Annotated in this window: 21 protein-coding genes and 1 pseudogene; 6 read left to right on the plus strand and 16 right to left on the minus strand. The window is 65.5% G+C overall.

All coding sequences use genetic code 11. The features are described 5' to 3' along the window. Nucleotide 1 precedes the first annotated feature (1 nt). Genes rfbD through xrtB form a run of 5 tightly spaced genes read right to left on the minus strand, consistent with a single transcriptional unit; the run spans nucleotide 2 to nucleotide 4,676 of the window. Nucleotides 2–922, minus strand: a complete 921-nt coding sequence (gene rfbD, locus QZ709_RS14425) for a dTDP-4-dehydrorhamnose reductase (RefSeq protein ID WP_294638059.1) — start codon at nucleotides 920–922, stop codon at nucleotides 2–4. A gap of 11 nt (nucleotides 923–933) precedes the next feature. Next, on the minus strand, nucleotides 934–2,019 hold the full coding sequence (gene rfbB / locus QZ709_RS14430) for a dTDP-glucose 4,6-dehydratase (RefSeq protein WP_294638060.1): 1,086 nt from the start codon (nucleotides 2,017–2,019) through the stop codon (nucleotides 934–936). A gap of 31 nt (nucleotides 2,020–2,050) precedes the next feature. Next, complete coding sequence (locus tag QZ709_RS14435) at nucleotides 2,051–3,085, minus strand: glycosyltransferase (protein WP_294638061.1); 1,035 nt, start codon at nucleotides 3,083–3,085, stop codon at nucleotides 2,051–2,053. Between the two features lie 8 nt (nucleotides 3,086–3,093). Then, nucleotides 3,094–3,783 (minus strand): exosortase C-terminal domain/associated protein EpsI, encoded by a 690-nt coding sequence (locus QZ709_RS14440; protein WP_294638063.1) that lies wholly within the window; start codon nucleotides 3,781–3,783, stop codon nucleotides 3,094–3,096. After that, entirely contained in the window at nucleotides 3,780–4,676 is an 897-nt protein-coding gene (gene xrtB / locus QZ709_RS14445) for an exosortase B (RefSeq protein ID WP_294638065.1), read from the minus strand. The genes QZ709_RS14440 and xrtB overlap by 4 nt, the downstream gene beginning before the upstream one ends. A 205-nt stretch (nucleotides 4,677–4,881) precedes the next feature. On the opposite strand from xrtB, the gene QZ709_RS14450 reads away from it, so the two are divergent. Next, complete coding sequence (locus tag QZ709_RS14450; RefSeq protein ID WP_294638067.1) at nucleotides 4,882–5,910, plus strand: hypothetical protein; 1,029 nt, start codon at nucleotides 4,882–4,884, stop codon at nucleotides 5,908–5,910. Nucleotides 5,911–5,919: 9 nt separating this feature from the next. Further along, complete coding sequence (locus tag QZ709_RS14455) at nucleotides 5,920–7,308, plus strand: hypothetical protein (RefSeq protein WP_294638069.1); 1,389 nt, start codon at nucleotides 5,920–5,922, stop codon at nucleotides 7,306–7,308. Here the strand turns inward: QZ709_RS14455 and QZ709_RS14460 are convergent. Genes QZ709_RS14460 through QZ709_RS14470 form a run of 3 tightly spaced genes read right to left on the minus strand, consistent with a single transcriptional unit; the run spans nucleotide 7,289 to nucleotide 10,863 of the window. After that, nucleotides 7,289–8,290 carry a polysaccharide pyruvyl transferase family protein gene (locus tag QZ709_RS14460; protein WP_294638071.1) on the minus strand — a complete coding sequence of 334 codons (1,002 nt, stop codon included), beginning with the start codon at nucleotides 8,288–8,290 and terminating at the stop codon, nucleotides 7,289–7,291. The genes QZ709_RS14455 and QZ709_RS14460 overlap by 20 nt on opposite strands. Further along, nucleotides 8,280–9,776, minus strand: a complete 1,497-nt coding sequence (locus QZ709_RS14465; protein WP_294638073.1) for a lipopolysaccharide biosynthesis protein — start codon at nucleotides 9,774–9,776, stop codon at nucleotides 8,280–8,282. Before QZ709_RS14465 ends, QZ709_RS14460 begins: the two co-directional genes overlap by 11 nt. A gap of 13 nt (nucleotides 9,777–9,789) precedes the next feature. Further along, nucleotides 9,790–10,863, minus strand: coding sequence for a hypothetical protein (locus QZ709_RS14470; RefSeq protein ID WP_294638074.1), 1,074 nt, complete (start codon nucleotides 10,861–10,863; stop codon nucleotides 9,790–9,792). A 292-nt stretch (nucleotides 10,864–11,155) separates the two neighbouring features. Here QZ709_RS14470 and QZ709_RS14475 point away from each other — a divergent pair, with 292 nt between their 5' ends. Then, nucleotides 11,156–13,159, plus strand: coding sequence for a cellulase family glycosylhydrolase (locus tag QZ709_RS14475; protein ID WP_294638076.1), 2,004 nt, complete (start codon nucleotides 11,156–11,158; stop codon nucleotides 13,157–13,159). A gap of 4 nt (nucleotides 13,160–13,163) precedes the next feature. On the opposite strand, the gene QZ709_RS14480 is transcribed toward QZ709_RS14475, so the two are convergent. From QZ709_RS14480 to QZ709_RS14505, 6 genes and pseudogenes are all read right to left on the minus strand, one after another. Beyond that, entirely contained in the window at nucleotides 13,164–14,519 is a 1,356-nt protein-coding gene (locus tag QZ709_RS14480; RefSeq protein ID WP_294638078.1) for a hypothetical protein, read from the minus strand. 3 nt (nucleotides 14,520–14,522) lie between these two features. Next, nucleotides 14,523–15,809 carry a hypothetical protein gene (locus tag QZ709_RS14485; RefSeq protein WP_294638080.1) on the minus strand — a complete coding sequence of 429 codons (1,287 nt, stop codon included), beginning with the start codon at nucleotides 15,807–15,809 and terminating at the stop codon, nucleotides 14,523–14,525. Between the two features lie 109 nt (nucleotides 15,810–15,918). After that, entirely contained in the window at nucleotides 15,919–16,785 is an 867-nt protein-coding gene (locus tag QZ709_RS14490; RefSeq protein WP_294638081.1) for a polysaccharide biosynthesis tyrosine autokinase, read from the minus strand. A gap of 14 nt (nucleotides 16,786–16,799) precedes the next feature. After that, nucleotides 16,800–18,215 carry a chain length determinant protein EpsF gene (gene epsF, locus QZ709_RS14495; protein ID WP_294638083.1) on the minus strand — a complete coding sequence of 472 codons (1,416 nt, stop codon included), beginning with the start codon at nucleotides 18,213–18,215 and terminating at the stop codon, nucleotides 16,800–16,802. Nucleotides 18,216–18,294: 79 nt separating this feature from the next. Then, nucleotides 18,295–19,386, minus strand: a pseudogene (locus QZ709_RS14500) (glycosyltransferase family 4 protein); the annotation flags it as partial. A 59-nt stretch (nucleotides 19,387–19,445) separates the two neighbouring features. After that, on the minus strand, nucleotides 19,446–20,303 hold the full coding sequence (locus QZ709_RS14505) for a glycosyltransferase family 1 protein (protein ID WP_294638084.1): 858 nt from the start codon (nucleotides 20,301–20,303) through the stop codon (nucleotides 19,446–19,448). A gap of 48 nt (nucleotides 20,304–20,351) precedes the next feature. Between QZ709_RS14505 and QZ709_RS14510 the strand changes: the two genes are divergently transcribed. The 3 genes from QZ709_RS14510 to QZ709_RS14520 all read left to right on the plus strand — a co-directional run bounded on the left by QZ709_RS14510 (nucleotide 20,352) and on the right by QZ709_RS14520 (nucleotide 22,954). Further along, the gene (locus QZ709_RS14510) at nucleotides 20,352–20,528 is read left to right on the plus strand and encodes a hypothetical protein (RefSeq protein ID WP_294638085.1); all 177 of its coding nucleotides are present in this window, start codon (nucleotides 20,352–20,354) and stop codon (nucleotides 20,526–20,528) included. 290 nt (nucleotides 20,529–20,818) lie between these two features. Then, entirely contained in the window at nucleotides 20,819–21,910 is a 1,092-nt protein-coding gene (locus QZ709_RS14515; protein WP_294638144.1) for an NDP-sugar synthase, read from the plus strand. A 30-nt stretch (nucleotides 21,911–21,940) separates the two neighbouring features. After that, entirely contained in the window at nucleotides 21,941–22,954 is a 1,014-nt protein-coding gene (locus QZ709_RS14520; RefSeq protein WP_294638086.1) for an NAD-dependent epimerase, read from the plus strand. A gap of 58 nt (nucleotides 22,955–23,012) precedes the next feature. Here the strand turns inward: QZ709_RS14520 and QZ709_RS14525 are convergent, their stop codons facing one another. Together QZ709_RS14525 and QZ709_RS14530 are read right to left on the minus strand one after the other, a co-directional pair. Then, the gene (locus tag QZ709_RS14525; RefSeq protein WP_294638088.1) at nucleotides 23,013–23,942 is read right to left on the minus strand and encodes a GDP-L-fucose synthase; all 930 of its coding nucleotides are present in this window, start codon (nucleotides 23,940–23,942) and stop codon (nucleotides 23,013–23,015) included. A gap of 157 nt (nucleotides 23,943–24,099) precedes the next feature. Beyond that, nucleotides 24,100–24,990, minus strand: coding sequence for a WecB/TagA/CpsF family glycosyltransferase (locus QZ709_RS14530; protein WP_294638089.1), 891 nt, complete (start codon nucleotides 24,988–24,990; stop codon nucleotides 24,100–24,102). Nucleotides 24,991–25,343 lie beyond the last annotated feature (353 nt).

The following is a 25,343-nucleotide window of genomic DNA, read 5'->3' on the forward strand; positions in this document are numbered from 1 at the left end:
TTCATTCCCTCCCGAGGATTTCAGTGAGCATGCGCTCGACGCCGTGCTGCCACGGCGGCAGCGTCAGGCCGAAGCCCTCGCGCAGCTTGCGGGTGTCCAGCCGCGAGTTCAGCGGGCGCTGCGCGGGCGTCGGGTAGCCGCTGGTGGGCAGCGCCTCGATGGCCTCAGGCGCCACCCGGATGGGCTGGCCGCGTTCGCGCGCCCATTCGATGACGAAACGGGCGTAGTCGAACCAGCTGGTCTCGCCGCCGGCCACCAGGTGGTACAGGCCGAGCAGGTCGTGGCGGCCGCCCGCCACGGTGCGGATGGCGTGGGCGGTGACGTCGGCCAGCAAGTCAGCCCCGGTGGGCGCGCCGATCTGGTCGTTGATCACCTTGAGCTGGTCGCGCTCGGCGGCCAGGCGCAGCATGGTCTTTGCGAAGTTGCCGCCCCGTGCGGCGTACACCCAGCTGGTGCGCAAGATCAGGTGGCGGCAGCCGCTGGCCTGGATCGCCTGTTCGCCCTCGAGCTTGGTGCGGCCGTACACGCTCAGCGGGCCGGTGGCCGCGGTCTCGTCGCGCGGGGCCGTGCCGCTGCCATCGAACACGTAGTCGGTGCTGTAGTGCACGAGCAGCGCACCGAGTTCGGCTGCCACCTGGGCGATGAGGCCCGGTGTGGTGGCGTTCAGCGCCCGCGCCAGGTCCGGTTCGCTCTCGGCCTTGTCCACTGCAGTGTGGGCCGCGGCGTTGACGATGACGTCCGGCCGGATCGCGCGCACCAGCGCGGCCACCTGCTCGGGCTGGCTGAAGTCGGCGCGCAGCTCGGGGGCCTCGGCAGGGCCGGGGCTTTTGCGGTCCAGTGCGGTGACGCGGCCCAGCGGCGCCAGTGCCCGCTGCAGTTCCCAGCCAACCTGGCCGCCCTTGCCCAGCAGAAGAATGTGCATGGCGACCCCGCTCAGCCCTGGCGGCCGCTGTAGTTCTTCGCGATCCACTCGCGGTAGGCGCCCGAGCGCACGGTGTCGATCCACTCGGTGTTCTCGAGGTACCAGCGCACGGTCTTGTCGATGCCGGACTCGAAGGTCTCGGCCGGCTGCCAGCCGATCTCGCGCTGGATCTTGGTGGGGTCGATCGCGTAGCGGCGGTCGTGGCCGGGTCGGTCGGCCACGTAGGTGATCAGGCTCTCGTACTTCGTGCCATCGGCGCGCGGGCGCAGGGCGTCCAGCTTGCGGCAGATGGTGGTCACCACATCGATGTTCTTGATCTCGTTGATGCCGCCGACGTTGTAGGTTTCGCCGCAGCGGCCCTTGTCCAGCACCTGGCAGATGGCCTCGCAGTGGTCACGCACGAACAGCCAGTCGCGGATGTTCAGGCCGTCGCCATAGACGGGCAAGGGCTTGCCATCCAGCGCGTTCAGGATCATCAGCGGGATGAGCTTTTCGGGGAAGTGGTACGGCCCGTAGTTGTTGCTGCAGTTGGTCGTCAGCGTCGGGAAGCCGTAGGTGTGGTGGTAGGCGCGCACCAGGTGGTCGCTGCCAGCCTTGCTCGCCGAGTAAGGGCTGTTGGGGGCGTACGGCGTGGTCTCGCTGAAGGCCGGGTCGGTGTCCGCCAGCGAGCCATAGACCTCGTCGGTGCTGACGTGCAGGAAGCGGAAGGCAGCCTTGGCGTCCCCCTCCAGGGCGCCCCAGTACGCGCGGGCCTCTTCCAGCAGGCTGAAGGTGCCCACCATGTTGGTGTGGATGAACTCGCCCGGGCCGTGGATGGAGCGGTCAACGTGGCTTTCTGCCGCGAAGTGCACGATCAGGCGGGGGAGGTGGGTGGCCAGCGCGGTGCGCACGGCCTCGCGGTCGGCGATGTCGGCCTGCACCAGCGTGGCCTGCCCGGACTGCAGGTAGCGGGCGATGGTGGCCGGATTGCCCGCGTAGGTCAGCTTGTCGAACACCACCACGGGTTCGGCCTGCAGCCCATTGGCCGCAGCCCGCTCGAACCAGTGGTGCACGAAATTACCGCCGATGAAGCCGGCGCCGCCAGTGATCAGGATCATGGCGGGCAAGTATGCCAGCCCACAACGACGGTCAGGACCGGGATGCCATGTTCAGCCCGACCCCTCGGCTGGATGGGTTACAGACGTAGCGTGCCAGGGGCAGCCCCAGCCGGCGGGGCAGCAGCCAGATACCGAGGGCCCATCCTGCGAGGGCCAGCTTCACGGGCCAGCGGCAGTCCCGGATGCGAATGGATTGCCAGAGTGCCGGCCATTCCTGCCAGCCGGCCCGCAAGCCCGTGAGGTAGGACGGCGTCGTGTAGATCGCGCTGGCAAATGCCTGCTTCTGCAGCGAAAAGTCGGCTGCCACATCCGGCGCCAGCCGCTCGCCGGGAAGCGCCACGGCCAGCCAGGCACGCAGGCGCCGGTAGCGGTTGGCCTGGAGGGCCACGCGTGTGGTGCCCAGGGCGTTGCCAAAGCACAGGCTGGCCTGGTCCTGGTCCTTGTGTACGCGGTATTCCGCCAGGGCGTCGGGCAGAGCGCGGACGCGGCCGAGCAGCGCCGTGCCATAGCCGGCAAAGAAGTCGGCCCCATGCCGGTCCTGCCGGTGGGCCGGAATGGGCATGAGCCGTCTGAGGGCCGACACCCGATAGGCATTGCCACTGCCAGGCGCCGCGAAGAAGAGGCGACCCGCGCGGACCGTGTCGGCGAGATCGCCCTCGGCCATGCGTGTCGGGATCACCGACCCCTTGGCGGTGCCGTCCGGGCCGATGAGTGCCAGCCGGAAGTGCACCCGCGCCACCGCTTCGTCCACCATGGCGCGAGCCACTGCGCCCACGGCGTCCGGACGCAACCTGTCGTCCGAGTCGAGGAAGATCACGACATCGCCCGACACGGTCCCCAGGCCGGTGTTGTAAGCCGCCACCTGTCCGCCGTTGGCCTGTGCGACCAGCGTAATCTGATTGCCGAAGCGCCGGGCGATCGCCAGCGAATCGTCGGTCGAGCCATCGTCGACGACGATCACCTCGTGCACAGGGTGCCGCTGGGTCAGGGCCGACGAGATCGCATCGCTCAGGAAGCGGTCGTAGTTGTGGTTGCAGATGACGATGGAAACGCGTGGCAGGCTCATGACGGGGCTCATCGGACGAGGTAGCTGCGGGTTTGCGGCGGAACGGCGGCCACGAGTTCACGGGCGAAGGATTCGACCAGCGCGTGGTGCGGGGCAGCGTCTTCGCCAGGGCGCACACGTTGAGAAACGCGAACCAGCATCCCGTCGGTCGTGCGGCCCTGAAGGCCTTCCTTCATGATCTGCCATCGGACTTGCCAGGGGCTGCTGCTGTAGGTGTCGCCGATGCGGATCCAGTAGCTGACCACTTCCATGCTGTTGCGCGCCTGGACGACCATGCGCTGCCCTGTGACGTTCTTGCCGGTCTGGGTGTCAGTAATACCGGTAAAAGTGACCGGTCGCAGCGAATTGACCTTGTAGCCTTGAGCCGGGTAGCAGAGCTCGGGCCTGTGGATCTTGACCTCCTGCCGCTGGTTCTTGCCGTACGCGAGGGCCAACATGACGGCGTCGCCGCGGTCGTTGATGTAGGTGCGAGAGACGACCTCGTCATACGGTTGATCGGTGGATGTGACCCCTTTGGTCGCCACCGAGACCTGTTGCAGAGGACTGGGCAGCAGCCGCCAGGTGCCGAAGGCCGCCGGCATGTGGGCCTCCAGGTCAGGGTCGGGAACGGCTGCGTTCAGCGACGGGCGCAGTACGACGGCCACGGCTGCGAACAGCAGCAGCATGCCTGCGACGGATGAGGCTCTGGCCCAGCTCATGCGGTGCGCTCCTTCCGAGGACGTTGACGATCGAAGAACAGGCCCAGCAGCGAGTCGGCACCCACCGTCAGTGCCGTGGCCACCAGGAACAGCAGGATGCCGGCGAAGTCATGCACGAAGCCCTGGCCCACCTCGTCACCGAAGTAATAGGTGATGAGCACAAGGGCAATCACACGCAGCACATTCGAGGTAAACGAGATCGGGATGATGAGCGTGGCCAGCAGGATGTTGCGCGCACGGCTGGCGTGCTGGACTACGCTCATGTAGAACACGCCGATCGCCTCCAGCGCGAAGATGGAGTTGAGCCCTGCGCAGGCATCGGCCACCAGCAACTGGTAGGGGCCGATGTGCAGGGTCACACCCATGCGGGCGATGGGATACCCGATGGCGTAGAGGATGTGCTCAGCGACATACGACACCCCCATCTTCAGCGGTGCTGTGACCACATCGACGATCGAGCCTGGCACCGGCACGAGGAAGATCAGGAAGAAGATCGGGAACCACATGGTCTTGAGACCCTGCCAGCCCCACAGCAGCAGCAGCACGCCCATGACCACGGGAATCTGCGAGACGGCATCCAGGAAGAGCACGTCCTGTGAGCGGCCCACCACATACATCAGACCGCCGGTGATCAGGATCAGCAGACCGGGCACCGTGGCCGGGCGGGCCCGAAGGGCCGTGAGTTGCGGATAGCGCTGCCAGGCCAGCCACAGCGCAAGGGCCAGCATCACCGGCCCATGCCCCTGCCCGACCACGCCCCAGATGAACTCGTCGAGGGCCCGATAGGTCGGGAAGTACATGATCAGCAAGGCCAGTCCGGCCAGCGCGGGAGCCCATCTGTGCAACTGGGCCGCGGCATGCCAGGGCGTATGAGGAAGGGTGGGTGCAGTCATGAGGTGCCAGAAATGGAAGCCGTGAGCCGGGAGCAACCGGCGGGCCTTGCAAGCCCGTCATCCTCGGTTTTTCCCCGAAAAAAGGGGGGTCCTGAAAACACTGTTACGTCTGCGACGCACGCTCACCTCGGCATACAGCCTCCTCACATCTGACCCCTGTTGACGGGGGATGACGAGGAAGGATGCGTCGATAGACTGGGGCGTCATGAAAAAGGCCTACGTGTCGCCCTTCGTCAACCACACGAACGAGTACATCAACCGCGTGAAGGCCATCGTGGCGGCGTGCGGGTATGACGTGCAGCCGCTGTCCTTTCGCACACTGCTGTCCCGGCGCGTGACGGGTCTCTTCGACCCGGGCAACGTCGTGCTGGTCCACTGGCTCGAAGCGCGAGCCTTTTCCGAAGGGCATCGCGGCGCCGGGCTCCGGCTGGCCGGGCTGGCCCAGTTCATGGTGTATGCCGTCGTTCTGCTCATCATGCGGGCCAGGCTGGTCTATTTCGTGCACGACCACGCCGTACATGACCTCACGGGTTGGCGCCGCACGTTCTCCGTGTGGCTCATTCGCCTGCTGTCCCGGCTGGCCGATGTCCGGGTCGTGCATGACCCGAGCCATGCCGGCCGCTACCGGGCGGCCTATCTCCCGCATCCGCTCTACCGCGATCAGCTGCCTTCCGAGTTGGGGTCTGCGCGCACGCCTGGCACGGCGCCCTTGCGGGCCGGCATCCTCGGCGCTGTGCGTCCGTACAAACAGATCGAGCACATCATCGACTTGTGGCCCGCTGGACCTTCGTTGCGGATTCGAGGCCGCGCCGACCCGGCCTACGAGCAGGTGCTGCGAAGCCATTTGGCTCGCCGGGGTCCCGATGTGCCCATCGAACTGGTGACCGGGTTCATGACCCGGGATGACTTCGCCCATGAGATGGAGCAACTCGATGCCCTGATCCTGCCGCATGCCGACGACTCGGCCCTGGTCAGCGGGGCCTTCTTCGAGGCGATCGGCGCGGTCCCGATCGTGATCGCGCGCAGCAGCCCGTTCATCCAATGGGTGCAAGGGCAATTCGAGGGCGTGCTGTCATTCGATTCCGACGAGGAGTTCGTGGCTGCCGTGCACCAGGCTCAGGCGATGCAGACACGCATGGCGGAACGGTTGCCTCAGAGCGCCCGTCGCGCCCAGGAGCTGTTCGGAATCGGCGCTTGCGTGGCCCGCTACGGCCAGGCCATCGGACGGGGTTGATCGGCCATCATGCAGGCACACAGCACCTCTGCCGTTCCTCTCTTCGGATGGCGCCATGTCCATGTCCCGGCCCTGATCGCTTACGGGGCGCTGCTCCTTCTCGTGATCTGGCAATTCCGCTATCTGCCCTTTGCCGATTTCAACGAATGGACGTATCAGGCCTTCATCACCCGCACACTGCTGGACGGGACGGGCAGCGCGGTGTTCTACCTGCGCGAATATCCGGTTCCTTATGTCACGTCCCAGGCGGTGATGACGGCCTTGAACTTCCTGACCGACCCGGTTACGGCGGGGCGCTGGACGGTCACGTTGTACCTGGCGGCAGCGGCTGTCGTGGCCCGTCGCTTCGTTGTGGCGAACCGGCTTCGCCCCGAGTTGGCGTATCCGGCCTTGCTCGTCGGCATCGTGTGCAACTCGAGCTTCTGGAGCGGCTACCTGAACTACCAGTGCGGGCTGCTGGTGCTGATGGCCTATCTCTCGATTCCGTCAGCGCAGCGGCGGCAGCCCTGGGTGGTCTGTCTGGTGTCGTTGGCCGCGTTTGCCTGTCATGGATTCTGCCTGCTGGCGTTTGGCGTGATGGCGGGCATGCAAGCACTGATTGGATCATGGCGTGAGCGTCTCGCCTTTGCTGCGGCCATGCTGCCTGCCGCGGCCCTGACGCTGTGGTACCTGCTGGCGAAGTCCAACGACGCCATGCCGGCATTGCATGCCCCCGTCAGCCACGGAGACCTTCGCTTTCTGGCGTACAAGTTCTACACGCTGAGCAAGGCCGGGCCGTATCAGAACTTCATGATCGGGGATAGGACGGATCTGAATCGCTGGCCTGTGCTGTTCTGGCTCGGCTGTCTTGCCAATCTGGTCATCTCGGTGCTGCTGCTGGTGTGGCAGTACCGCGCGCTGCGGCGACCGGCCGCCGAGGCCGATGACCTGCAGGCCCTTCGGTGGGCGGCCATCTCGCTGGGGCTGGCCTGCCTGGTCGCGCCCGCCACGGCAATGCAGATCGTCAACCCCGGCGAGCGCCTGTTGTATCCGCAGCTTCTGTTGGTCTTCGTGTTGTGCCTCCGCCAGACCGGATCACCGTCCGAGGCGGGGGGGCGCAGCCTGCCCGGACTGGGCGCGGTGGCCGTGCTGATGGTGTCGCTGGCCAGCCTCGTCAGCCTGGTTGTCGCGACAGAGAGGGAAGGCTACCAAGCCGTTCGGCCGGATGTGTTCGGTCAGGCCCAGCAAGGCTATACGGAGCGCTTCTACTGGCACCGCCCCTATCAGTTTCTGGCCATGCAGGACCACATGATGGCTCGGTATGCGGGCCACCAGCGGCCCGACATGCCGATCACCTTCACGACCAGCCTGATCGGCATGATGCCGACCGATCCTCCGATCACACGCCCCACGCCTTGAATGCGACCAGCGCCTCCTCGACCGAGCCGACAGGGCGGGCTGTCGGGGCGTCTCGTGTCCAGGCAGCCATGTAGCCGTGGATCTTGCCGTAGTTGTTGTCGAGGACCAGATGAGGCTTGCCCAGCAGAACCGACAGGATGTGGGCGTGCAGCCGGTCTGTCAGCACATGATGGCCTTGCTCCAGCAGACGCAGGCCGCGGTTCACCCGCGTTTCGGCCAGCCGCTGGTACTTGGCCAGCCGCACGCGTTGAGCTCCCTGGCGCCCGGCCGCAACCGATCTCAGCGCCGATCCTACCTTGACGAAGCGCAGGTAGGTGGCTGGTTCTTCGAGCCAGTCGGCCGCCATCACGCCGGGGCGGTTGAGCACCGGTGAAAAGTCGAACCCCGACTGCTCGACGTCCTGCCGGATGAGGCAGAACACCGGAGCACGTGGAGGGGTGTGGGCTTGGATCGGACCGATCCCGAATGCCGAATCCGGGCTCATGCCGCACTGCTTGCCCAGCTCGGCCGCTGCCTGTTCGAAGCTGCGTCGGTCTCGGGCCAGCACGTGCACATCGCCGTGCTGCCGCGCCAGAGCCCAGAACTGCCGAGCGCGCTCGCTGCTCTTGAAGTGGATGGACTGCGGCATCTGGATGATGCGCCGATCCGGAAAGTCGCGGATCAGGCGTTCGCGCAGGTTCTGGTGGCGTAGCCACAGGTCGCCCAGGTTGCCGCCGCCATGGATGAGGATGGGACCGTCCGGATGCGCCCGTCGCAAGGCGTCCGGGTCGTACTGGCCGCAGTCGCAGACATAGCGTGGCACTTTGCCCTGCGTGGCTTGCAGCACCTCGATTTCACCCAGCCAGATGGCGCTGTCGCCCACGTTGCCATGGTCGGGGAAGTCGATGAGCGCGTACTCCTCGCCCGGCGCCAGCAGGGTGAGCATGGTCTGCTTCAGCAGGGCAATCTGGGACTGGATGAAAGCGGCATTCTCATTGGTCATGGGGACTCACCTGATGGGGAATGAACTTGTGGCGGAGCTTGCCGAGCAGAGCCAGCAAGTCGGTTTCGGGCCCGTCCGGGCGGGATGACAGCATCCAGAAGGCGAGGTGGGCCGCGAGGTAGGCGAGGCCGCCCAGAAGGCTGACGGCCGCAAACTCGCCGGCAAGCCACCACCAGCCGGCGTCCGGGCTTGGCAGCACACGGGCCTGCCAGACCACCGCCCCCGCCACGGCAGCGCTCAGCAGCGAGCGTTCGGTGGACCGCAATTGCGTCGTCATGGACAGCCCGGAGAGTCGTCGCACCACCGTCATGTTGAGCACGATGGTGGCCAGTCCCGTGACGGCGCGTGCCTGTAACACCATGACGAGACCGCCGAACCACGCGGCGGCCGCGATCACCGGCACCCGCACGGCGAACATGGCGAGATCGCGCATGAACAGCAGGCGTGTGGCTCCCAGGGCCATGGCCAGCGGCCGGACGGGTGAGGCCAGCGTCTGCAAGGCAAACACGGCCGCCAGCATCTGGATGATGATGACGGCGTCGAGCCATTTCTCGCCCAGCACCAGTCGCACGATCACCTCGGCCTGCAGAGCGAACAGCATGCCGACCGGCATCGCGGCGGCCACGATGATTGCCTGGGCCCTGAGGTAGCCGCGCTGGAGCCGGGGCGGGTCGTCCACCACCGCCCTCAATCCGGGGAACAGCGCCTGCTCGATGGGGCCGATGGTCTCGCGTGTGGGCAGTGCAGCCAGCTTGTCCCCCACGGTGTACAGCCCCAGCGCGCGGGCGCCCATGCTGGCGCCGATGAACAAGTGGTCCAGCCGCCAGTTCAGCGTGTTGACGATCTGGCCGAGAGACAGCCACACCGAGAACGACAGCAGGTCGCGCATGTGGCCCAGCGAGAAGCGGGGGCGGTAGGGTACGACGATGTAGGACGTGGCCACACCGGCGACCTGCGTACACAGCAGGCCGACGACCAGCGCCCAGTGGCTTCGGAACACATAGGCGACGGCAATGCTGGCCACGACGCCGGCCATCTTCTGGGCCACCAGCACGGCAAACTCCTGCCAGAAGACGAGCTGACGGGTCAGTACCACGACGCGCGGATTGGCTGCCCCGTTGATGAACACCGACAGGCCCATCCAGCACATCACCGGCACCAGGCGCTCATCGTGGTACAGCTCGGCCACCCAAGGCGAGGCCGCTGCGAACCCCGCGCCGATGAGCCCCCCCCGGATGAGGTTCATGGTCCAGGCGGTATGGAAGTGCTCCTCGGTCGGCTTGGCATGGTGGACCAGCGAGGATGCCAGCGACAGCTCCGTGACCGCAGCCAGCACCTCCAGCATCGTGAGTGCCAGTGCGACCAGACCGAAGTCCTCCGGTGTCAGGAGTCGGGCGAGGATGAAGGTGCTGCACAGAGCAAGCACGGTGACGACCGCCTTCGCGGCCGACAGCCACAGCACACCTTTTGCCAGTTGGGCTTTCATGGGGTCGTCCGGGTCAGTAGGCGTCCACCGCCTTGAGCAGGCTGCGCATGGGGGCAGGGCGCGTTCGCCCACCCAGCCGGAGCAGGGTGTCGGACACGAAGGCGTCTTCGTACAGCGCTGTGCGAACCAGGCCATCGAAGTAGACATGGGCCCACACAAAGCGCTGCAGTGCGGCGCGGTTGAGCACATAGCCGTGCTCGCCCGTGCACCAGGAGAGTGCGCCCATGTAGGTGTAGGGCGTGTCGTTGATGGCAGTGTCGCCACACTTCCCGAGGTGCCAGATCCGGTTGTGTCCAGCCGGATAAGGGCTGTGGTAGTGGTGCCCCCACTGAGTGGGGGCCCGGCATCGCGTGGCCTGGCTCATTAGACGAGCCAGTGAATGGGTGTCACCCGCGCGATGGTCATCGTCCACCTTCAGCACGGCCTTCACCTCGGGGACCATCGCCAGCACGAAGTAGGCGGCCGCGACCTTGCCCGCCAAGTGATCGTAGCTGTCGGCCACGGGTACGCAGAGCGCATCCAGGGAGGCGTCCCAGCGGAACAGGGACGAGGTGGGGTCCCCGCCCACCACGTTGAGCTGGCTGATGCCACGCGTCTCGAGCGACGCGAAGCTGACCGATGACTGCACGGCCCGACCGATCCGGGGGCGGCAGGTCATGTGCATCACCACGTGGGGTGTCAGTCGGCCTCGCAGGTCATCCAGCAGCTGCTGATGAACCAGACAGAACGCAAGTCCGTAGGCGTGAAAGGTCTCGGCGTCCCGGGCATCGGTCGACGCCATCCAGCGTGTGACCGATAACAGGGCTGCATCTCGGGTCTCGGTCTGCGGACTGTCCATCAGCGCCAGCGCCTCGCGGGCCTTGGACTTGAGCACCGCCACGGCGTCGGGCGCACCCTTGCGGCGTGACGCCATCGGTGGGCGTTCCAGCAACGCATTCAGAACCTGCCGAAGCGCCGTGTCAGCATGATGACGGTCTTGGTCGATACGGCTCAGGCGATGAGCCAACTCCCGGTGGAACCGGTGACGCCGGCGCAGGTCGCGCAGCCATTGAACGAGGACATCGGGGAGAGAGGTCATTGCCAGCATGACGTTTTACCGTGCAATAGTGCCGCCCCCGCAACGGGAGGTAACAGCCTCCGTTATGTGGGGGTGAAAAGGGCCGTGCACTAGTTCGCATGCCGCATCGGCATCGGCCAAAAGCAGGGGGTCCTTCGTGATCTTGTGCACGGTTGCGAAGCGCACTGGCTGAGCGAGTGGGCTTGCAAGGCGATACATGCTCGTGCGCGCAGAGGGGGTGGCGTCACTAGCATTCGCTTCGCCTTCTCGACTTTGTTTTGCCATGTCTTTCTCTTCGCTCCATGATCGTTCGCCGGTCAGCATGAAACTGCTGGTGATCAGCGCCCTTGTCTGTGCAGCCCTGACCGCCTGTGGTGGTGGCGGCGGTGGTAGTTCAAGCTCTCTCACATCTGCTCCTCAGGCCGCTGGTGCCGAATCCGACGACCAGCACGAATCGGCGCAAGGCATGCTGGTCGCTTCGAGCACCAGCACGCTGGCCGCGACGACGAGCTACCTTGCAGACCTCAATGCCGCGGCCTGGGCTGCAGCGGAGTCGGTCGAAGACTTCAACAGCTACAGTGCGCTCGACGGCGCATTGGTTCCGCGGTGGTTGTTCACCAACGGACCCGAGTTCGCGGGTGCTGCGGGCACCATGGCAATGGCCAGCTCGCAAAGTGATCGCCACGCTGATCTGGTCGCCGATCTGGGTTGTGGCACCACCGACGTCATTCCCGCACCGAAGTCCGGCTGTGGCCGCTATGTCTCGGGCACCCGCAACTTCAGCGCGCCGTTCACGGTCTCCGATCCTTCCACCGCCCGCATGCTGATGCGCGTCCGTCGCACCCAGCCACTGCTGGCCACAGGCATGCGTGTGCGTGACATGTCGGGTCAGATGCTGCAGTTCAACCTGCCTGGTCAGACCATCGAAGGCGTGCTGGGCGATGGCTGGACGCACGTCTCCGTACCGCTGCGTGCCCCGGCGAGCTACTGGGGTGGCATGAACAACGGCGTGCTGCAGGGTGGGGTCACTGGCGTGTCGCTGACGGTGGGACAGCAGTCGCTCGTGGGGCCCCGCGGCACCGTGCAGTTCGACGACATCCGCGTCGTGCGGAGCAATGCCGTCGAGGTCGGTCTCACGGGCCAGGAGCCCGTGCTGTCCAACGGCGTCATCGCGAAGACCACCGACCGCATGGCCACCGGCGCCTCGTTCTATCGCATCTCGGACGCCAGCATGAAGCTGGCCTCCGAAGCGGGCTTCAATGTCATCCGCCTGGATCTGTTCTGGGAGCAGGTGCAGCGCAATGGCCGCTTCGACTTCTCGATCTACGAGACGGTGCTGACCCGATTGGCCAAGTACGGCATGAAGGCCTTGTTCATTCTGGACTACGGCCATCCCGACTTCGGGGGCGGTTCGCCGCAGACCGAAGCCAGCCGTGCGGCTTACGTGGAGTTTGCCCGTCAGGCCGCGCGCTTTGCGATGGGCCGCAACGTGGTGGCCTTCGAGGTCTGGAACGAGCCCGACAACACGACCTTCTGGCGTGACGGTGATCCCCGCACCTACGCTGCCCTGCTGGGTCCCACCGTGGCGGCCATCAAGTCGATCGACCCGAACCGCAAGGTGCTCAACGGCGGGCCGTCGTGGGTCAACCTGCCCTACGTGCTGGATCTGGCGCGAACCGGGCAACTGGCAGGCATCGACGGCTTTGCCATCCACCCCTATCGCAAGGGCGCACCCGAGACCTTCGCCGGCGACCTCGCCTCGCTTCGGTATGTCCTGAAGTCGCAAGGCGTCACGGCCCCCGTGTGGAGCACCGAATGGGGCTATACCTCGGGTGGGCTGAACACCTCGACCTTCGGCGACGGACACGACACACGGGCTCGTACCTGGCAGGCCAAGATGGTTCTGAGGACCATGCTGACCCAGATGTCGATGAACCTGCCGATGATGATGACCTTCGAACTGCTGGACCGCGGAAGCGACCCGGCCAACCCGGAGTACAACTACGGCATGCTGACGTCGACCCTGGCTCCCAAGCCGGCCTATGTTGCGGCAAAGCAGCTTTTTACCCTGACTGGAAGTAAGAATTACAAGGGGGTTGTGACGGGTTTGCCGGCCAACGTGCATGCCATGAAGTGGGATGGCGATGGCAAGGTCACCTACGCTGTCTGGATGGACTCGTCGCAGTCGACGACCCGGTTGTCGATCCCGTCGGGCGCTCAGGTTCAGGCCTGGGATGGCTCGATCCCTGAGACGGTGATCGGTGCTTCGAATACGCGTCAACTCAACCTCACGATGGACTCGGGTCCCATCTACGTGACGTTCTGACCGGTCATGGCCGCCGTCCCGCGACGTACGCGATGGCGGCCATGATGTAGAACAGAAAGCCCAGGTCGTAGACCAGCGCGATCAGCGAGGCGGAAACCAGCGTGGCAAACACGGCCCGTCGGGCGCCGATCGCGATGACCCGTTCTTCAAGGGGCAGGTCGGCCGGCATCTTGGCGAACAGGATCGGCGTCACGAAGAAGAGGAAGAGCAGGGCGCCGACCCATCCGAGGTTCGACAGCACCACCAGCGGGAAGCTGGAGGCCCGGCAGCAACCCAGCCCGGCGCCCAGCCCGAAGGATTCGAGAAAGGTCTGGAAGGCCTGCGCATTGAGGGCTCGGCGGATGGAGCCGGAGTCCGAAGTCCACTTCTGGCCGATGACCACGCTGAAGAATTCGACGACCGCATCCAGTGCGGGCGGGACGAACAGCAGCACCCCGATGCCCAGCACCAGACCGCCCGCGGCCAGCTTGAGGTAGAGGCTGTAGGGTCCGATCGCGCCAACGCGCATCTGGCGCCACAGGGTATAGAGCAGCGCGACGGTCATGCAGATCACGAGGCTGACATAGGCTGTGCCCGAGGTCGACATCAGCAGCAGCAGCAGGTTCGCGATCGTCAGGGCACGGGCCCATCCTCGCAACACGCCGTGCATCCACAGCGTGTGCGTGAAGGCCACGAGACCCAGCGTGTACTGCGAGAACATCGAGGTCTCGGGGAAGGTGCCCGTGATGCGCATGAGACCGGCCACCTCGCCGCCCATCATCGCGTAGTTGGCGTTCTTCAGATAGGCCAGCACGGGGACAAGGCCGAGATGGTGCTGGGCCAGTTCCACCACCGCGGCCGCGACGTTCAGTCCGGCGACCCAGAGCACGGCCCGGGCCGCCACCATGTAGCCGCCTGCGCGGCTCAGCAGGGTGCGCATCATGATGAAGGTCATGAAGGCCAGGAAGGCGTACATCGCCTGCGTGATGTTCATGGAAACCGGGCCGAGCGGGCCCAGCAGATAGGCCCCCGCGCCATCGCTGCGATCGAAGCCCGCCACCATCAACTGGCCTTGCAGCAACCGTGGCATGACGAAGGCCGTCGCCATGGCCCAGATCGTGAGCACCAGCAGCCAGAATGTCGGCGTTGCGAATTCGATGGGACGCAGAAAGCCTTTGAGCCCTTCACGCCGGAGCAGACTCAAGCCGGTGAAGCCTTGGGCCAGCATGGCCGGCGTGACATTGGCGCCCCCCAGCGCCGTGGCATAGGCCACTGCCGTGCCACCGAACAAGGTGGCGATCACCGCCATGTAGAGGATGCCCTGGCCGCTCACGAACAGTCCGATCAGGAACATCAGCAGACCGTATAGGGTCGGAACCATGCGTCACTCTCCCGTGCGCGGGGGCCAGGTCGGCTGTCCGCCTTCCCCCAGTTCGATGTAAAGGGGGGCGGCACCCACCGTCACCTGCCGGCGCTTGCCGCTGCTGGCCGGTTCGACCGGCTCTCCATCCACGCCAAACACACCGGACACGGCCCAGTCGTCGTCCAACGTCAGGCTCTGAGCGCGGTTGTCGGCTTGCCAGGCCATGATGAGCTTGCGCGGCCCCTGTGTGAGCAGGTAGGCCTGCAGGCCCCGCGTGCGATGGCCTTCCTCGCTCAGACGGCGGCTCAAGGTGTGTCCGCCAATCAGTCGGTTCATCGCGGCATAGGCCTTGAACGCCGGGCGCTTGCGGCCGGTTCGGTCGATGAGGCCATACGGCCCGTCGACAGCGTCATGCATGCTGAACCAGCACAGTGCCTGGACACCGGCAGCCTCGGCCAGCACGTAGGCCCTCGGCAGAAAGGCCGCCACCCGGTCTTCCGTCACTTCCTCGCCGGCATGACGCGATCCGAGCTTGAAGCCCCACTCTGTGATCCACACCTCAGGCTCGATGCCCGTGTAGCGGCGCGTGTGGCGCTTGAGTCGGCCGATGGCCGCCTCGAAGGCACGGTCCTTGTCGACCAGCTGGAATGGGCGGGCCCAGTCGCTGTCTGCGTAAGGGGCCGCCACCTCCGGCCCGGGAGAGCTGTCGTTGGTGTAGGCGTGCAGGCCAATGCCCTTGAACCCTTTCGGCAGGCGAGGGTGCTGCGCAAACCAGTAATGGTTCACCAGCACGTCTTCGCTGGTGATCACCGTGGTGCTCGGCGACACCGCGTGGACCTCGGTGCTGACAGCGCGCACCATCTCGATGTAGTGATCCACCCAAGGCGATGGCGGCTTGCCGTTCCACACTCCGCCCACCATCTTCAGGATCTGATAGTTGTGAGGCTCGTTCCAGACCTGGATGACGAATGGCACCCCGGCCCGCTGCAGCAGGCGCGTCACGTGCGCGCCATAGCGACCCAGTGCATCGGGTGCAATCGGGGCGCGGGGCGAGGTTGGTGTGGCAGGGTAGGCCTTTGCATTGGCATAGCCCAGCATGAAGATCACGCCGATGCCGAATTCCCGATAGCGCTTCAGTCGCGCCTGAAAGGTGGGTGGAAAGGGCTGATAGTCGCCAGCCCGCGGCTCCATCTCGGACCAGTTCACGGCGTCACGCACCCAGCTCACCCCGAGTTGCGGCAGCAGGTCGATCTGCGAGGCCGGTTGCCCTTGCCCGAACTTCACCACCAGCCCGAAGCCCGCCCGCATGGGCCGGCTCGAGGGCGAGGACTGCCCCCAGGCGTGGCCGCCAGCCAGCCAACCGGATGCCAGCGCCAGGGTCAGCGCGCGACGCGTGACAGACGCAGGAGAGTCCGTTTCAGCGGTGACGGTGGTCGTTGAACAGCACGCCACTGAACACCTCACACGATTTCTGCAGGTTGTCGACCAGGGTCTTCAGGGGTGTGACGGCACTCACTCCGCGCCGTGCGATCGTCAGGGCGCCGCCGCACTTCTCCGCGATCACGCGGGCATCCGCACCTTGCGAGGCCGCTGGCGTGTCGACGATCACGTGATCGAACTGGCTCAGCAGGCGCTGCATCAGGAGGTCGAACGGCTGCCCCTGTACCAGTTCCAGCGGGTTGGGTGGCGTGACGCCCACGGGCAGCATGTACAGATTGGGCAGGGCCCCCACCGGTCGCAGCACGTCCACCTCTGCGCGCCCGGCCAGGGTCGAGCTCAGTCCGAACGGCGCGCTGGTGCCGAAGATGGCCTGCATCCTGCTGGTTCGCATGTCGGCATCGATCAGCAGCGTCCGTCCTGGCAACTGGCTGAAGGCCGCGGCAAGGTTGATCGCGAAGAAGGTCTTGCCATCCCCGGGGTCGACGCTGCAGACCGCCAGGGCGAGCCGCCGCGGCTGGCGTGGTGAAAACACCGTGGCGAGCATGCGCGACCGGATGTCCCGGAAGAACTCGGCCGCAGGTTCGAAGGGGCGGGTGGCCACCACCAGTTCGGGCGAGACGGTTTGCGGATCGCGGCCTTCGTAGGGGTAGTTGAACTGGACCGACAAGGCCCAGGCCACGTCTTCGGGGCGTGCCAGCCGCAAGGCCACTGCGGCCTCGCCGAACTTGACGCCGTGCTTTCTCTGGTAGTCGACGATGGTGTCGATCTGGCCTGCATCCAGGCTGTTGATCCGACCGATGATGTCGCCGATCGTCTGCGTCGGCATGTCCGCGAGATTGGTCATGGTGATGCGCGTCCTTACACGGAGGGGCTGGGCAGGCGCAGGTCGGCCTTGCCACCGGACAGGGGGAAGAGCCTCAGCGGGCGCTTTTTGGCCGAGCCTGGCAGGGCTTCAGGCATGCTGCCCAGGTTGGGCGCACCGATCAGCTCGCTCAGATCCTGATCCAGGCGGACACGGCGGTCGCGCAGTTCGCGCACCACAGCCAGGCCGATGCCAAGGAACAGACCCACGAAGATGGCCTGCAGGACGTACAGCAACTTGCGGGGGGACGAGTGCCGGTAGGGGGGTGTCGCATAGCGCAGCACGGCCACGTTGGTCTGATCCAGTCGGCTCTCCAGTGTGGTCTGCTGAACGCGGGCCTGGATGCCATCGAAGGCGCGTTGGGCACTGGCCACGTCGGTGGCCAGCAGCATGGCTTCGTCGCGCATGGCCTTGAGCTTGAGCACCTTGTCGCGCTGCGCTTCCAGCAGCGAGCGCGTCTGCGCCTCGCGCTGCATCGCGATCTGGGCAGACACACCGGTCGTGCGGCCCACGGCCACCGACTCTGCCTGGATGCGCGCCTTCAGCTCTTCGATCCCGGCCTTGAGCCGGCCGATCACGGGGTGGCTGTCTGCATACCGATCGCCTTCTTCCTTGAGACGGGCTTCCTGGCGTGCCAGGTCCGCTTTCAGCCCCATGATCACGGCGCTGTTCATGGCGTCCGGGCTGCTCAGGCCGGTCTGGGCGCGACGGCTGATGGCATCGGCCGTGACAGCCTGCAGCGACACCAGCTGCGCGGAGAGCTCGTTGAGGCGGGCGGTCTCGACGTCGATGCGCTCGTCGGTGGCGATGATGCCCTTCTCTTGCTGGAAGGCAGAGAGCTTGCGCTGCGCGGCCTCGAGATTCTCGCGTGCCTGCGCCAGTTCACCTGCGAACATCGACGAGAACTGTTTCGCGGGCGAGACCCGCAACTCGAGGTTCACGTCTACATAGGCCTTGATGAACTCGTTGACCAGCGCTGATGCGAAGTTGGGATCGGCGGCCACATAGCTGATGCCGATCACGTTGGCATTGCGCTCGGGCTTGACCTCCAGCGAATTCAGCAGGCTCTCCGAGATCCAGGTTTCGAAGTCTCCCTGTCCTTCGGTCGCTTCCTGCCAGCGTTCGCGCAGCACCGGGCTGTCCGTGAGGCGGAGGTTGCGTATGACTCGCTTGGCCACCCGCTCACTCTGGATGATGCCCACCTGGGTGGCCAGATACTGGCTGGTCTGGGGCAGCAGCGTGCCGTTGATGGGATCGGGTGATCGGTTCTCCACCACCACACTGCCTTCCGCGGTGTACTTCTTGGGCAGCAGGAAGGCCAGCAGCAAGGCCACGGTGACCAGGATCAGCAGGGTGAACGTCGGCGCTTTCCAGCGTGCACGCAGGATGGCCAGAAACTGGGCAAAACTCATTGCTCACCTTTAATGGTTCAGGGTCGAGGGGTCAGTAGCCAAACTCTCTGATCGCGCCATGGACGGCCTGCGACATCGACTGCCGGAAAGCCTCTGTCGAAAAGCGCAGCGCGTTATCGCGACAGTCGATCGGTCGGATCTCGTCGGACACCGATTCGAACCGGCGCACGGCGGCGGCGATGCTCTCCGGTGTCTGTTCATGGAAGAACACGCCTGTGGGATGCGGACACTCGCCCACGGCCATCACGGTCTCCAGCGAGCCACCGCGGCCGTATGCGATTACCGGCGTGCCGCAGGCCTGCGCCTCCACCGGGGTGATGCCGAAGTCCTCTTCGGCCGCAAAGATGAAGGCCCGTGCGTTCTGCATGTGGTCGCGCAGAACGTCGCCCGGCTGGTGACCCAGCACGTGCACATTGGGGCCCGCCAGCTCGCGCACCCGGCTGATGTCCGGACCATCGCCGATGATCACCAGCTTGCGATCGGGCAGCATCCGGAAGGCCTCGGCGATCGTCGGGATCATCTTGTAGGGCACCAGCCGCGAAGCCGTGAGATAGAAGTCCTGCTTGCGCGTCTCCAGCGAAAAGGCCGATGTGTCGACGGGGGGGTAGATCACCTCGGCTTCGCGGCCATAGCACTTCTCGATGCGCCGGGCGATGTAGCGTGAGTTGGCCAGCATCACGTCGACGTTCGGGGCCGTGCGGACGTCCCACAGGCGGACGTAGTGCAGGATGGCGCGCACCAGCATCGACTTGAAGCCTTGATCCAGATGGCTCTCGCGCAGGTACTGGTGCTGCAGGTCCCACGCATACCGGATCGGCGAGTGAACATAGCTCACGTGCAACTGGTTGCCCGACGTGATCACGCCCTTGGCCACTGCGTAACTCGACGACACCACGATGTCGTACGACGACAGGTCGAACTGCTCGATCGCCATCGGCATCAGGGGCAGGTAATGGCGGAAGCGCTTGCGCGAGCCAGGCAGGCGCTGGATGAACGAGGTGTGGACGGTGCTGTCGCCGAGGAATGCGCGCTGCTGCTCGGGCAGGAAGTCGACCAGCGTGAACACATCGGCGCCGGGCCACAACTGCAGCATCTGCTCGAGCACGCGCTCGGCACCGGCATACACCTCGAGCCAGTCGTGAACGATGGCCACGCGGGGCGACTTGCCCGCCAGGGGGCGGACACGGGGTAACGGTCTGTCAACCGGCCTCAGCTGCCGGGTCTGCGCTGTCATGCCATCTCCTTGAGGTGGTGGGCAAGTGCTTCTGCAGCGCCTTGCCAGCTCCATTGCCTGCTGCGCGCCAGGCTGCGTGCACGCAGGTCTTCGCGGTCATGCCGCTCCAGCCTCATCACCTGATCCAGTGCCTGTACAAAGGAATCGGCATCGCGTGGGTCGAAGTAGATGGCCGCGTCGCCGCACACCTCCGGCATCGAGGCCGCGCGCGAGGACACCACCGGGCATCCGAGCGTCATGGCCTCCAGAGGCGGGAGGCCGAACCCTTCGTAGACTGACGGAAAGACAAACGCAGCAGCATGGCGGTACAGGCTGCTGAGCTCTTCATCAGACACATATCCCACCCGTTTGATGAATGGCGGCCAGGTTTCTTCGGAGTTGGAAAACACGTTGTTGTTCAGGCCGCCGGCGATGACCACGTCGAAGCCGGGCTGTTTCAGTTTCAGCATGGCCCGCGCCACAAGAGCAAAGTTCTTGCCCAGGTGGTTGCTGCTGACGGCCAGCAGATAAGGGCGTCCTCGCAGGCCGTGGCGATCCAGAATCGTGTCGTCCGGTTCCAGCCTCAGCATGTGGTCGCCGCCTGCGCCGACCACGGCGATCCGCTCGGGCGGCACGCTGAGGTGTCGGGCCAGTTCGCGTCGCGAGAAGTCGGACACCGTCACGATCCGGGCAGTGGAAAATGCCAGTAAACGGTGCAGGACCCGGTAAGCCAGACGGAAACGCCAGTGATATGCCTGGGGCAGCGAGAACACCGCGGCGTCGTGGATTACCACCATCTGGCCCGGCCGTCGAACCGGTGCGGTGTTGCACAGGTTGAGCAACGGCAAGTCGGGGCGGAAGCGCGCCAGTTCCATCTGCTCCCAGGCGTGTCCCTGCCGTCGTCCGATCTGGACCATGCGACCATGTTGAAGCCGCAGCGGCGCGACCTCGCCGGGTGGCACAGCGACCAGCAATTCAGCGCGGGGCAGCAGATGCGGGATGGCCTGATCGAGCGCGCGCAGGGTTTCACGGGCGAACCGTTCGACCCCGGTCACGGGGCGTCCCAGGAATCGCCCGTTGACCAGGTAGGTCTGACGTGATGTGGAGGCACTCATGCGATTCATCACATCACACGCCCCTCCGGCACAGACCCCCTCACGTCGGGGCTCGAAGGGGCTTCATTAGCTTGCGCTCACAATTGCTACGTCATGTACACCTGACTCGACGAATTGCTACCTGCAAAAATCGCATGTTGAGGGGCGCAGCCCACACCAACCGGGTGCCTTTTTTGTTGCCGTCGGTGGCATGATGTGTGCATGTTGGAGCGTCAGGCCCAACCGGATGGCGGGGCTGATCAGACAAGACCGAAAGCAGCGCAATGGCCAAAGCAATGATTCTTGCAGCGGGACAGGGAACCCGCGTTCGCCCTCTGACCAAGCAGACACCCAAACCCATGGTGCCCATCCTGGGCAAGCCGGTGATGGAATACATCATCGAGCACCTGGCGCGCTACGGCGTCAAGGACATCATGGTCAACGTGGCGTTCAACCACTGGAAGATCGAGAACTACTTCGGTGACGGCCACCGCTGGGGTGTGAACATCGGTTACGCGTACGAAGGCGCCCGCGAGCACGGCGAGATCGTGCCCAAGCCGCTGGGTTCGGCCGGGGGCATGCGGCGCATCCAGGACTTCTCCGGCTTCTTCGACGAAACCACCATCGTCCTGTGTGGCGACGCCATCATCGACCTCGACATCAAGGCGGCGCTGTTCGAGCACAAGGCCAAGCAGGCGCTGGCCAGCGTGGTCACGCTCGAGGTGCCCCGCGACCAGGTCAAGAACTACGGCATCGTCGTGGCGGACAAGGAAGGGCGCGTGCAGTCCTTCCAGGAAAAGCCCTCGCCGGAAGAGGCCCGCTCGACGCTGGCCAGCACCGGCATCTACATCTTCGAGCCCCAGGTGGTCGACCTGATCCCGCCCGGCCAGGAATTCGACATCGGCAGCGAGCTGTTCCCGATGCTGGTCGACAAGGGCCTGCCGTTCTACGCGCAGAGCCGCTTCTTCAACTGGATCGACATCGGTCGCGTGGCCGACTACTGGGCCGTCTGTCAGCGCGTGCTGCGCGGTGAAATTGCGCAGATGGACATGCCCGGCAAGGAAGTCCGGCCCGGCGTGTGGGTGGGCCTGAACACCCGTGTCGACTGGGACTCCGTGAAAATCACCGGTCCGGTCTACATCGGCTCGGGTTCGTGCATCGAGAAGGGCGTCACCATCGAGGGGCCGGCCTGGATCGGGCACGGCTGCCGCCTGCGCGAAGGCAGCAAGGTGGTGCGCAGTGTGCTGTTCGAATACACCCGCCTGAGCGAAGGCGCGGTGTTCGACGAGGTGGTTGCCTCACCGGTGTACTGCGTGGACCGCCAGGGCCGCACGACCTACCAGGGCGACGAGACCACCGGCTTGCGCTGGGGCGACGCCCGCGCCTGAACCGCGCCCGAAGTGCCCGACAATCCGGGCATGAGCAAGATTCTGGTCACCGGCGCGGCCGGCTTCATCGGCATGCACGTCTCGCTCGCCCTGCTTGCGCGGGGCGACGAGGTCGTGGGCATAGACAACCTTAACGACTACTACGATCCGGCGCTCAAGCAGGCGCGTCTGGCCGAGCTGCATGCAGCCGGCGGGGCCTTCCGCTTCGTGCAGATGGACGTGGCCGACTTCGCCCCCCTGGCTGCGCTGGCCGAGGCTGAGGGGTTCGACACCGTCATTCACCTGGCGGCGCAGGCCGGCGTGCGTTACTCGATCACCAACCCGCACGCTTACGCGCAGGCCAATCTGGTCGGCTTTGTCAACATCCTCGAGGCCTGCCGCCATCATGGCGTGAAGCACCTGGTGTACGCCAGCAGCTCCAGTGTCTACGGTGGCAACGCCCGCATGCCGTTCGCGGAAACCGATGCGGTCGACCACCCTGTCAGCCTGTACGCGGCCACCAAGAAGGCCAACGAGCTGATGGCCCACACCTACAGCCACCTGTACGGCCTGCCCACCACGGGCCTGCGCTTCTTCACGGTGTATGGCCCGTGGGGGCGGCCGGACATGGCCCCCTTCCTGTTTGCCCGCGCCATCCTGGCCGGCGAGCCGATCAAGGTGTTCAATCACGGCAACATGAAGCGTGATTTCACCTTCATCGACGACATCGTCGCGGGTGTCGTGGCCACGGCCGATCGCCTGCCGCAGCCCGACCCGGCCTTCGACCGCATGAACCCCTCGGCGGCCGCCTCCTGGGCGCCGTACCGGGTGTTCAACATCGGCCACAGCCAGCCGGTGGCGCTGATGGACTTCATCGGCAGCCTCGAAGAGGCCCTGGGTGTCAAGGCACAGCTGGACCTGCAGCCCATGGCCCCGGGCGATGTGGCCGCCACCTATGCGGATGTGCAGGCGCTGGAAGCCTGGACCGGGGTCCATCCCGCTGTGGGCCTGACCGAAGGCGTCGGCCGCTTCGTGCGCTGGTACCGCGGCTTCTACCGCGTTTGAGAGGGCTGCGACCGGCGCGTGTCCGGTGGGCGCCCCGAGCGGGGCCCACCTGGCGGCGTCAGCCTTGGCGCCGCAGGAAGTCCTGATACGCCAGGGCGATGCCTTCTTCCAGTCCGGTCCGAGCCTGCCAGCCCAGCCCCGTCAGGCGTGACACGTCCATGAGCTTGCGCGGCGTGCCATCCGGCTTGCTGCTGTCGAAGCTCAGGTCGCCTTCGAAACCCACCACCTTTACCACCGTCTCGGCCAGCTCGCGGATGGTCACGTCCGTGCCCGTGCCAACGTTGACCAGCGGGCCGTCATAGCCTTGCTCCATCAGGTAGACACAGGCGTCGGCGAGGTCGTCCGCGTACAGGAACTCGCGCATGGGCGTGCCGGTGCCCCACACCACCAGGCTCTGGTCGCCTCGCAGCTTCGCTTCGTGCGCCTTGCGGATCAGGGCGGGCAGCACGTGGCTGTTGTTCAGGTCGTAGTTGTCGTTCGGGCCGTACAGGTTGGTCGGCATCACGCTGATGTATTGCCGGCCGTACTGGTGGTTGTAGGCTTCGCACAGCTTGATGCCGGCGATCTTGGCGATGGCGTAGGGCTCGTTCGTCGGCTCGAGCGGGCCGGTGAGCAGGCAGTCTTCCTTCAGCGGCTGCGGCGCCAGCTTCGGATAGATGCAGCTCGAGCCCAGAAACATCAGGCGCTGTACGCCGGCCGTGTGGGCCGCGTGGATCAGGTTGGCCTCGATGACGAGGTTCTGATAGAGAAAGTCGGCGCGGTAGACGTTGTTGGCCTGGATGCCGCCCACCTTGGCGGCCGCGATGAAGAGGTAGTTGGGCTTCTCGGCGTGCATGAAATCGTGCACCGCCTGCTGGTTGAGCAGGTCGAGTTCCTGACGGCTGCGCGTCAGCACCTGCGTGTAGCCGGCCTGTTCCAGTCGGCGCACGATGGCCGAACCCACCATGCCGCGGTGGCCGGCCACGAAGATCTTTGCTTGCTTGTCCATGAGGTGTCGGTGTGAGCAGGAAGAAGGTGTCGGTGTGCGAGAGGCAGTGTAGCGACTGCATCGGGCGGTGCCGGTGCCGCTCTGAAAGCGAGAACGCCGCGACAAGGCGGCGTTCAGGCTGGCGTGAGGGGCGTAGAAGGACAAAGGACCCGAATCGTCAGACTTCCTGTCCTTTGCCAGGGCGACGACCCAGCAGAACCGACTTCAGCATGCGCAGGACAAACACCGAATTGGTGTGGACATACCGGCCCGCCAAGCGGCGAGGCTCGCTGCCCAGCCGATGCAGCCATTCCAGCCCCATCTTCTGCATCCAGCCTGGCGCCCGCTTCAGTGTGCCCGCGTGGTAGTCGAAGGCCGCGCCCACCCCCAGCATGACGGCATGGACCCGCCCACGGTGCGCGGCCATCCAGCTTTCCTGCTTGGGGCAGCCCAGCCCGACGAACACCACGTGTGCCCCCGATCGGTTGATCTGGTCCACGTAGGCCTGGTCTTCCCTGTCAGACAGCGCACGGTACGGCGGCGACGCCATGCCCACGATCTGGAGATGCGGGAAGCTCGACACGATCCGGGCACGCAGCTGATCGAGTGTCTCGTCGGTGCTGCCATAGAAGAAGACCTTCTGCCGCAGGCGCTCGGCTTCGGCCAGGTAGCGCCACATCAGGTCCGGTCCGCTGATGCGGGTCTGCTCGGTGTGGCCTTCGCGGCGCAGGGCCCAGGCGATGGGAGCGCCGTCGGGCAGGGCGAGGTCGGCCTGGCCGATCACGCGACGGAAGTCAGCGTCTTCGCTGGCGGTCACCACCGAGTGCACGTTGCACAGCGTGACATAGCGCGATTGGCGCAGGGCCGCCCACGACGACACACGGGCGATGCATTCGTCCCAGGTGACGGCGTCGATGTGGCTGTCGAGCACGAAAGCGCCTTGTCTCATGAAGTGATTGACGGGGGCGGTCTTGTTCAACGGCGACTCGCTGGCTCGGGACGGCGCACGCCAGCGCTTGTCCGGGATGGTCAGCGAGGGATAGCCGAAATTGGGATCAGGATGTCGCATGGGTACCCCGCGGGGCAGTTGAAAGTGCCCGTTGAACGGGCTGCGAACTGATTCTAGGAGTCGGGTGGTACGCGAAAGTTCAGGGTAACTGCTCGGTCTTTGCGGGCGAATCGGGCAAGGTGTCACGTCTCTTGCAAGTCCAGGGGTTTTTGCGCGCCGCCCGCCTCGCGCCGACTGGCTGGCCCATGTCGATCATCTATACATAAGTGAAACATAGAAACAATCGGTACGGTTTGCGGCCAGCCAGCGCAAACAGGGGGTTTCAGTTCAAGAGTACTGCGTCGGAGCGCGACCGGGGCAGGCGATGCTGTGACTTACTGCCAGTGTGACCGCGTCGCGAGGCGGTGCGCCTT

The sequence above is a fragment of the uncultured Aquabacterium sp. genome, from assembly GCF_913773725.1.
Classification (GTDB): Bacteria; Pseudomonadota; Gammaproteobacteria; order Burkholderiales; family Burkholderiaceae_C; genus Aquabacterium.

Coding starts and splice junctions, on each gene's coding strand:
- rfbD (WP_294638059.1), bottom strand. CDS start 922: ATGCACATTCTTCTGCTGGGCAAGGGCGGCCAGGTTGGCTGGGAACTG.
- rfbB (WP_294638060.1), bottom strand. CDS start 2,019: ATGATCCTGATCACTGGCGGCGCCGGCTTCATCGGCGGTAATTTCGTG.
- QZ709_RS14435 (WP_294638061.1), bottom strand. CDS start 3,085: ATGAGCCTGCCACGCGTTTCCATCGTCATCTGCAACCACAACTACGAC.
- QZ709_RS14440 (WP_294638063.1), bottom strand. CDS start 3,783: ATGAGCTGGGCCAGAGCCTCATCCGTCGCAGGCATGCTGCTGCTGTTC.
- xrtB (WP_294638065.1), bottom strand. CDS start 4,676: ATGACTGCACCCACCCTTCCTCATACGCCCTGGCATGCCGCGGCCCAG.
- QZ709_RS14450 (WP_294638067.1), top strand. CDS start 4,882: ATGAAAAAGGCCTACGTGTCGCCCTTCGTCAACCACACGAACGAGTAC.
- QZ709_RS14455 (WP_294638069.1), top strand. CDS start 5,920: ATGCAGGCACACAGCACCTCTGCCGTTCCTCTCTTCGGATGGCGCCAT.
- QZ709_RS14460 (WP_294638071.1), bottom strand. CDS start 8,290: ATGACCAATGAGAATGCCGCTTTCATCCAGTCCCAGATTGCCCTGCTG.
- QZ709_RS14465 (WP_294638073.1), bottom strand. CDS start 9,776: ATGAAAGCCCAACTGGCAAAAGGTGTGCTGTGGCTGTCGGCCGCGAAG.
- QZ709_RS14470 (WP_294638074.1), bottom strand. CDS start 10,863: ATGCTGGCAATGACCTCTCTCCCCGATGTCCTCGTTCAATGGCTGCGC.
- QZ709_RS14475 (WP_294638076.1), top strand. CDS start 11,156: ATGAAACTGCTGGTGATCAGCGCCCTTGTCTGTGCAGCCCTGACCGCC.
- QZ709_RS14480 (WP_294638078.1), bottom strand. CDS start 14,519: ATGGTTCCGACCCTATACGGTCTGCTGATGTTCCTGATCGGACTGTTC.
- QZ709_RS14485 (WP_294638080.1), bottom strand. CDS start 15,809: ATGCGGGCGGGCTTCGGGCTGGTGGTGAAGTTCGGGCAAGGGCAACCG.
- QZ709_RS14490 (WP_294638081.1), bottom strand. CDS start 16,785: ATGACCAATCTCGCGGACATGCCGACGCAGACGATCGGCGACATCATC.
- epsF (WP_294638083.1), bottom strand. CDS start 18,215: ATGAGTTTTGCCCAGTTTCTGGCCATCCTGCGTGCACGCTGGAAAGCG.
- QZ709_RS14505 (WP_294638084.1), bottom strand. CDS start 20,303: ATGGAACTGGCGCGCTTCCGCCCCGACTTGCCGTTGCTCAACCTGTGC.
- QZ709_RS14510 (WP_294638085.1), top strand. CDS start 20,352: ATGTTGAAGCCGCAGCGGCGCGACCTCGCCGGGTGGCACAGCGACCAG.
- QZ709_RS14515 (WP_294638144.1), top strand. CDS start 20,819: ATGATTCTTGCAGCGGGACAGGGAACCCGCGTTCGCCCTCTGACCAAG.
- QZ709_RS14520 (WP_294638086.1), top strand. CDS start 21,941: ATGAGCAAGATTCTGGTCACCGGCGCGGCCGGCTTCATCGGCATGCAC.
- QZ709_RS14525 (WP_294638088.1), bottom strand. CDS start 23,942: ATGGACAAGCAAGCAAAGATCTTCGTGGCCGGCCACCGCGGCATGGTG.
- QZ709_RS14530 (WP_294638089.1), bottom strand. CDS start 24,990: ATGCGACATCCTGATCCCAATTTCGGCTATCCCTCGCTGACCATCCCG.